Below are 7,166 nucleotides of genomic sequence, written 5' to 3' on the forward strand. Positions count from 1 at the left end.
CGATCCGCCTGGCCGGCAGCGAGCACGCCCACCGGGTGCTCGCGGTCGCTGCCGAGCAGCTGCCGGACGGCCTGGGCGCCGTCGTCGAGGAGGCACCGGGCGAGACGGTCGAAGACGCCGTCGCCGGGCTCTCCTGGCTCCCCGGCGAGGTGGTGCTGGTCGGCTCGAGCCGCCTGGCACAGCCGCGCCGTCTGTTCCTGGGCTCCACGGCGGCGAAGATGCTGCACGAGCTGCCCGTTCCCATGATCGTCGTCCCGCGCACCCGCAACGAAGCAGGAGACCGCTGATGAGCAGCACCAACCGGGCGACGGAGCCCGCATCCGGCGTCACGACCGGCATCTCCACGAAGGGCCTGAGTGCCGGCACCGTCGGCCTCATCGGCGCCGTCGTGATCGGCATCTCGTGCATCGCCCCCGCCTACACGTTCACGGCCGCCGTCGGCCCCACCGCGTCCGAGGTGGGCGCGCAGATCCCGGCGATCATCCTCGTCGGCTTCATCCCGATGCTCCTGGTGGCTTTCGGCTACCGCGAGCTCAACAACCGCATGCCCGACTCCGGCACGTCCTTCACCTGGGCCGCCCGCGCGTTCGGACCCTGGGTGGGCTGGATGGCCGGCTGGGGCCTGGTCGTCGCGACGATCCTGGTGCTGTCGAACCTCGCCGGGGTCGCCGTCGACTTCCTGTTCCTGCTGCTGTCGCAGATCACGGGCAACGCCGGGATCGCCGACCTGGCCGGGGTGACGTGGATCAACATCGGCGTGTGCCTGCTGTTCATGCTGGGGGCGACGTGGGTGTCGTACCGCGACATGCAGACGACCCAGAAGCTGCAGTACTGGCTGGTGGGCTTCCAGATCCTGGTGCTGGTGTTCTTCGCGGTCGCCGCGATCGTCCAGGCCGTGAGCGGCAACGGCTTCGACTACCAGCCGTTCGACCTCAACTGGTTCAACCCGTTCGCGATCTCGTCGTTCAGCGCCGTGGCGGCCGGTCTCTCCCTGTCGATCTTCATCTTCTGGGGCTGGGACGTCACGCTCACGATGAACGAGGAGACGAAGGACCCGGAGAAGACGCCGGGCCGCGCGGCCACGGTCACCGTGCTCACGATCGTCTCGCTGTACCTGCTCCTCGCCGTCGCGATGATCATGTTCGCGGGCGTGGGCACGGGCGAGCTCGGCCTCGGCAACGGCGACATCCAGGAGAACGTGTTCTTCCACCTCTCCGGACCGATCCTCGGGCCGCTCGCGTTCCTCGTGTCGCTGGCGGTGCTCACCAGCTCGGCGTCGTCGCTGCAGTCGACGTTCGTCGGTCCGGCGCGCACCCTGCTCGCGATGGGCCATTACGGCGCCCTGCCGAAGTCGTTCGCGAAGGTCAGCCCCCGGTTCTTCACCCCCGGCTACGCCACGATCGTCTCGGCCATCGTCGCCTCGGCGTTCTACGCGGTCATGCGCGTGGTCAGCGAGGACACCCTGTGGGACACGATCCTGACGCTCGGCATGATGATCTGCTTCTACTACGGCATCACCGCGTTCGCGTGCGTCTGGTACTTCCGCAAGCAGTGGTTCGACTCCACGCGCAACGTCTTCTTCACGTTCCTGTTCCCGCTGGTGGGTGGCATCATCCTCGCGATCCTGTTCTTCACCACGCTGATCGACTCGATGGACCCGGCTTACGGCTCGGGGTCGGAGATCGGCGGCGTCGGGATCGTGTTCATCCTCGGGATGCTGATCATCGTCGTGGGCATCGCGGTGATGATCTGGAACGCGATCCGCCGCCCGGCGTTCTTCCGCGGACAGACGCTGAGCATCGACGCGCCGCCGAGCCGGCGTCGTCGCCCCTAGCCCCCACTCACAGAAAGAGAACCCATGAGCACTCAGACCGAGCAGGCGCTGCTCGACAGCATCCCCACTGGACTCTTCATCGGCGGACAGTGGATCGACGGCGAGACCGGCGCCACGTTCGACGTCAAGGACCCGGCCACGAACCAGGTGATCCGCACGATCGCCGACGCCACGCCCGCCGACGGCATCCGCGCGCTCGACGCCGCGGTGGCCGCTCAGGACGAGTGGGCCGCCACCGCTCCGCGCGTGCGGAGCGAGATCCTGCGCCGCGCGTTCGACCTGGTGCAGGCGCACAAGGAAGACCTGGCGCTGCTGATGACCCTGGAGATGGGCAAGCCGCTCGCCGAGGCGCGCGGCGAGGTCGCGTACGGCGGCGAGTTCCTCCGCTGGTTCAGCGAGGAGGCCGTGCGCATCAGCGGTCGCTACGGTCTGAACCCGGAGGGCACCGGGCACATGATCGTGTCGCAGCGCCCCGTCGGGCCGTCGTTCTTCGTCACCCCGTGGAACTTCCCGTTCGCGATGGCCACCCGCAAGATCGCGCCGGCGCTCGCCGCCGGGTGCACGGTGGTCATCAAACCCCCGGCACTCACGCCGCTCACGACCATCTTCTTCACGAAGCTGCTGGAGGAGGCGGGGCTCCCCGCCGGCGTCGTCAACGTGGTGCAGACCTCGAAGTCCAGCGCCCTGTCGGCGCCGATCATCGCCGACCCGCGGCTGCGCAAGCTGTCGTTCACGGGGTCGACCGAGGTGGGCCGCAAGCTCATCGCGCAGGCGGCCGAGGGCGTGCTGCGCGTGTCGATGGAGCTCGGCGGCAATGCGCCGTTCGTGGTGTTCGACGACGCCGACCTCGACAAGGCCGTGGAGGGCGCTCTCGCCGCGAAGTTCCGCAACATCGGCCAGGCGTGCACGGCGGCCAACCGCTTCATCGTGCACCGTGACGTGGCGGGCGAGTTCGCCAAGCGGGTGACCGAGCGCGTGAACGCGATGAAGATCGGTCGAGGCACCGAGGAGGGCGTGGCGATCGGCCCGCTCATCGACGAGGACGCGGTCGCCAAGGCCGGAGAGCTGGTGGACGACGCCGTGGAGCGCGGCGCGACCCTGCTCGCGGGCGGCAAGGCGCTCGAGGGCACCGGCACGTTCTACGAGCCGACGGTCCTCACCGATGTCGTGGCCGGCAGCGCGATCCTGCGCGAGGAGATCTTCGGCCCGGTGCTCGCGATCGCCACGTTCGAGACCGAGGACGAGGCCGTGCGGCTCGCGAACGACACCGAGTACGGCCTGGTGTCGTACGTGTTCACCGAGAACCTGCAGCGCGGTCAGCGCATGATCGACGCGCTCGAGACCGGCATGATGGGACTCAATGTGGGCGTGGTCTCCAACGCGGCGGCTCCGTTCGGCGGCGTCAAGCAGTCCGGTGTCGGACGCGAGGGCGGCTTCGAGGGCATCCACGAGTACCTATCCACCAAGTACACGCTGATCCCGGTCTCCTGACCGGACGGCAAGAGGAGGAGACATGACCGACTACGCCGTCGTCAATCCCGCCACCGGCGAGACCCTGGCCACGTACGACACGTTCACCGATGCGCAGATCGAAGAGGCGGTCGCGGCCGCCGACGAGGCGCACCGCGAGTGGTCGCGCTCGACCACGGTCGCGGAGCGCGCACAGCTGCTGCGCCGCGCCGCCGAGCTGCATCGCGAGCGCCGCGAGGAGCTGGCCGACGTGTTCGTGCGCGAGATGGGCAAGCCGCGCGAGGCCGCGCTCGGCGAGGTCGACTTCGCCGCCGACATCGCCGAGTACTACGCGGATCAGGCCGAGGACATCATGGCCGACCAGCCCATCACGATCCTCGGTGACGGCTCGGCGATCATCCGCCGGTCGTCGCTGGGGCCGCTCGTGGGCATCATGCCGTGGAACTTCCCGGCCTACCAGATCGTGCGCTTCGCGGCGCCGAACCTGATCGTCGGCAACACGATCCTGCTGAAGCCCGCGCCGCAGTGCCCGGAGTCGTCGAGCGCGATCGAGGCGATCTACCACGACGCCGGGTTCCCGAAGGGCGCGTACCAGAACGTGCTCGCCACGAACGAGCAGATCGCCGACATGATCGCCGACCCGCGCGTGCAGGGCGTCTCGCTCACCGGCTCGGAGCGTGCGGGGGCGGCGGTGGCCGAGGTCGCCGGACGGCACCTCAAGAAGGTCGCGCTGGAGCTCGGCGGCTCCGACCCGTTCCTCGTGCTCTCGACCGACGACCTCGACGCGACGGTCCAGGCCGGCGTGGACGCGCGCCTCGACAACAACGGTCAGGCGTGCAACGGCGCCAAGCGCTTCATCATCGTCGACGAGCTGTACGACGCGTTCGTGGAGAAGTTCACGGCGGCGATGGCGGCCGTCGAGGCGACCGACCCCACGCAGGACGACACCGTGCTCGGACCGGTGTCGTCGGAGGCGGCGGCGGAGAACCTGCAGAAGCAGATCGACACCGCGGTCGCCCAGGGCGCCACGCTGCTGACCGGGGGCACGCGCGACGGGGCGTTCTTCGCGCCGACCGTGCTCGCCGACGTCACGCCGGAGATGGACGTGTACCGGGAGGAGCTGTTCGGCCCCGCCGCCGTCGTGTACCGCGTGGCCGACGAGGACGCCGCGGTGCAGCTGGCCAACGACACCACGTTCGGGCTCGGTTCGTACGTCTTCACGACCGATGAGGCCCAGGCGGAGCGGGTGGCCGACAAGATCGAGGCCGGCATGGTGTACGTCAACCTGGTTCTCGCCGACAGCCCCGAGCTGCCGTTCGGTGGCATCAAGCGCAGCGGCACCGCGCGTGAGCTCGGACACCTCGCCGCCGACGAGTTCGTCAACAAGAAGCTCATCCGCATCGGCTGAGTCCGACGCGGTGACGGTGCCCGGGGGTCGATCGGCCCCCGGGCACTGTCCCGTCCGGACCTGTGACGTTCGGACGGGTGCTGTCCAGCCGGCGGGTCCGTGGGTGACAATGGCGGCATGAGTGTGCACAGCGACCCCGTCCGGACCCTGACCGATGCCGAGAGCTGGGAGCGCCTGCGCGGACAGGAGCTCGGACGCCTCGTGACCCACATCGGCGACACGATCGACATCTTCCCGATCAACTACGCGGTCGACGGGGACGGCATCGTGTTCCGCACCGCTCCGGGGAGCAAGCTGTTCGAACTGACCGCGAACGCCGATGTGCTGTTCGAGGTCGACGACCACACCGACGTCGACGCGTGGAGCGTGGTCGTGCGCGGGCACGCCGCGGCGCTGGAGACCGATGCCGATGTCGCGCGCGCCGAGGCCGCGGGGCTGCGCCCGTGGATCCCGACCGTCAAGCGGGTGTTCGTCCGCATCGCACCCGCCTCGGTGTCGGGACGCGCGTTCCACCGTGATCCCGAGCCGGAGCGCGACGGCCCCCAGGAGTACTGACCGGCCCGCGTCAACCCCGGCACCAGGGCGGAGGGGCGGGCGTAGGGTCGGGGTATGGCCAACGTCGCTGAGAACATCGTCAAGACTCTGCACGCCAACGGGATCGATCGGGTCTACGGCATCCCCGGGGATTCGCTCAACGGATTCACGGACGCGCTGCGCAAGGACGGCCGCATCCGCTGGGTGCACGTGCGCCACGAGGAGTCCGCGGCGTTCGCGGCCGCCGCGGACGCGGGCACCACGGGTGAGCTCGCCGTCGTCGCCGGGTCGTGCGGGCCGGGCAACCTGCACCTCATCAACGGGCTGTACGACGCCCAGCGTTCCCGCGTGCCCGTCCTGGCGATCGCGGCGCACATCCCGACGACCGAGATCGGCACCGGCTACTTCCAGGAGACGCACCCGCAGGAGCTGTTCCGCGAGTGCAGCGTGTACGTCGAGTACGTGGCGGACCCGAAGCAGATGCCGCGGCTGATGGAGATCGCGATGCGGGCGGCGATCGAGCAGCGCGGTGTCGCGGTGCTGGTGATCCCTGGCGATGTGGCGCTGGCGGAGATCGAGGATGACCGCGCGGTCGTGGTCCGCCGCGCCCGGCCGGTGGTGGCACCGAGCGGGGCGGAACTGGAGCAGGCGGCCACGCTGCTGAACGCCGCGAAGCGCGTCACGATCCTTGCCGGCGCCGGCGTCGAGGGCGCGCACGACGAGGTGATCGCGCTGGCCGACCGCCTGGGCGCGCCGATCGTGCACGCGCTGCGCGGCAAGGAGTTCATCGAGTACGACAACCCGTTCGACGTCGGCATGACCGGTCTGCTCGGGTTCGCATCCGGCTATCGGGCGATGGAGGCCGCCGACACGCTGCTCGTGCTCGGCAGCGACTTCCCGTACGAGCAGTTCTACCCCGACCACGCGACCACGATCCAGGTGGACATCCGCGGCTCGCAGCTCGGCAAGCGCCACCCGCTCGACCTCGGACTCGTGGGCGACGTCGGCGCCACCGCGGAGGCCCTGCTGCCGCGCCTCGCCCGCAAGGACGACCGCACGCACCTCGACGACGCGACGGCGCACTACCGCAAGACGCGCAAGAAGCTCGACGAGCTCGCGGTCCCGGCGAAGGGCGACCGCCCGATCCACCCGCAGTACCTCGCGCGGCTGCTCGACGAGCACGCCGCGGACGACGCGATCTTCACGGCCGACGTGGGGTCGCCGACGGTGTGGGCGGCGCGTTACCTGACGATGACCGAGCACCGTCGACTGATCGGCTCGTTCACGCACGGCTCGATGGCGAACGCGCTGCTGCACGGCATCGGGGCCCAGGTCGCCCACCCGCAGCGCCAGGTCGTGGCCCTCGCGGGCGACGGCGGGCTGTCGATGATGCTGGGCGAGCTGCTCACGCTCACGCAGAACCGCCTGCCCGTGAAGACCATCGTGGTGAACAACTCCTCGCTGAACTTCGTGGAGCTGGAGATGAAGGCCGCCGGGTTCGTCACATACGGCACCGGACTGGACAACCCGAGCTTCGCCGCCATCGCCGAAGCCATGGGGATCTTCGCCCGCCGGGTGGAGCGCAGTGACGAGCTGCCGGACGCCGTCCGCGAGGTGCTGGCGCACGACGGTCCCGCCCTGCTCGACGTGGTGACCGAGCGTCAGGAGCTCTCGATGCCGCCCGCGATCGAGGCGGCGCAGGTGAAGGGGTTCGCGCTGTACGCGATCCGCACGGTCATGTCGGGCCGTGGCGACGAGCTCCTCGATCTGGCGCGGGCCAACTGGCGCCAGCTGTTCTGACGCCTCCGGCCGCGCCGGGGTGCGGGCTCAGCTCTCCAGCAGCGCCCGCACCTCGGCCGCCTCGCCGTGGCGGCCGAGCCCTTCGAGCACGTCGCCGAGCTCGAGCGCGGTGACCTGACG

General features: G+C 70.0%; 6 protein-coding genes. All 6 read left to right on the forward strand.

Annotation, left to right across the window (positions count from 1 at the left end):
* Positions 1 to 287: universal stress protein (locus DW309_RS16845; protein ID WP_136046029.1), on the forward strand; the 287-nt coding region annotated here is incomplete at its 5' end.
* Positions 287 to 1,834: an APC family permease gene (locus DW309_RS16850; protein WP_136046030.1), complete on the forward strand. Its 1,548-nt coding sequence runs from the start codon at positions 287 to 289 to the stop codon at positions 1,832 to 1,834. The genes DW309_RS16845 and DW309_RS16850, both read left to right, overlap by 1 nt.
* Positions 1,835 to 1,858: 24 nt before the next feature.
* The gene (locus tag DW309_RS16855; RefSeq protein ID WP_136034420.1) at positions 1,859 to 3,325 is read left to right on the forward strand and encodes an NAD-dependent succinate-semialdehyde dehydrogenase; all 1,467 of its coding nucleotides are present in this window, start codon (positions 1,859 to 1,861) and stop codon (positions 3,323 to 3,325) included.
* Between the two features lie 22 nt (positions 3,326 to 3,347).
* Positions 3,348 to 4,712 carry an NAD-dependent succinate-semialdehyde dehydrogenase gene (locus tag DW309_RS16860; protein ID WP_136034418.1) on the forward strand — a complete coding sequence of 455 codons (1,365 nt, stop codon included), beginning with the start codon at positions 3,348 to 3,350 and terminating at the stop codon, positions 4,710 to 4,712.
* A 117-nt stretch (positions 4,713 to 4,829) separates the two neighbouring features.
* A complete protein-coding gene (locus DW309_RS16865) occupies positions 4,830 to 5,267 on the forward strand; it encodes a pyridoxamine 5'-phosphate oxidase family protein (RefSeq protein ID WP_136034416.1) in 438 nt (145 codons plus the stop codon).
* Positions 5,268 to 5,321: 54 nt separating this feature from the next.
* A complete protein-coding gene (poxB, locus tag DW309_RS16870; RefSeq protein ID WP_136034414.1) occupies positions 5,322 to 7,046 on the forward strand; it encodes a ubiquinone-dependent pyruvate dehydrogenase in 1,725 nt (574 codons plus the stop codon).
* The last annotated feature ends 120 nt before the right edge of the window (positions 7,047 to 7,166 follow it).

The organism is Microbacterium sp. K41 (assembly GCF_004794395.1).
GTDB lineage: Bacteria > Actinomycetota > Actinomycetes > Actinomycetales > Microbacteriaceae > Microbacterium > Microbacterium sufflavum.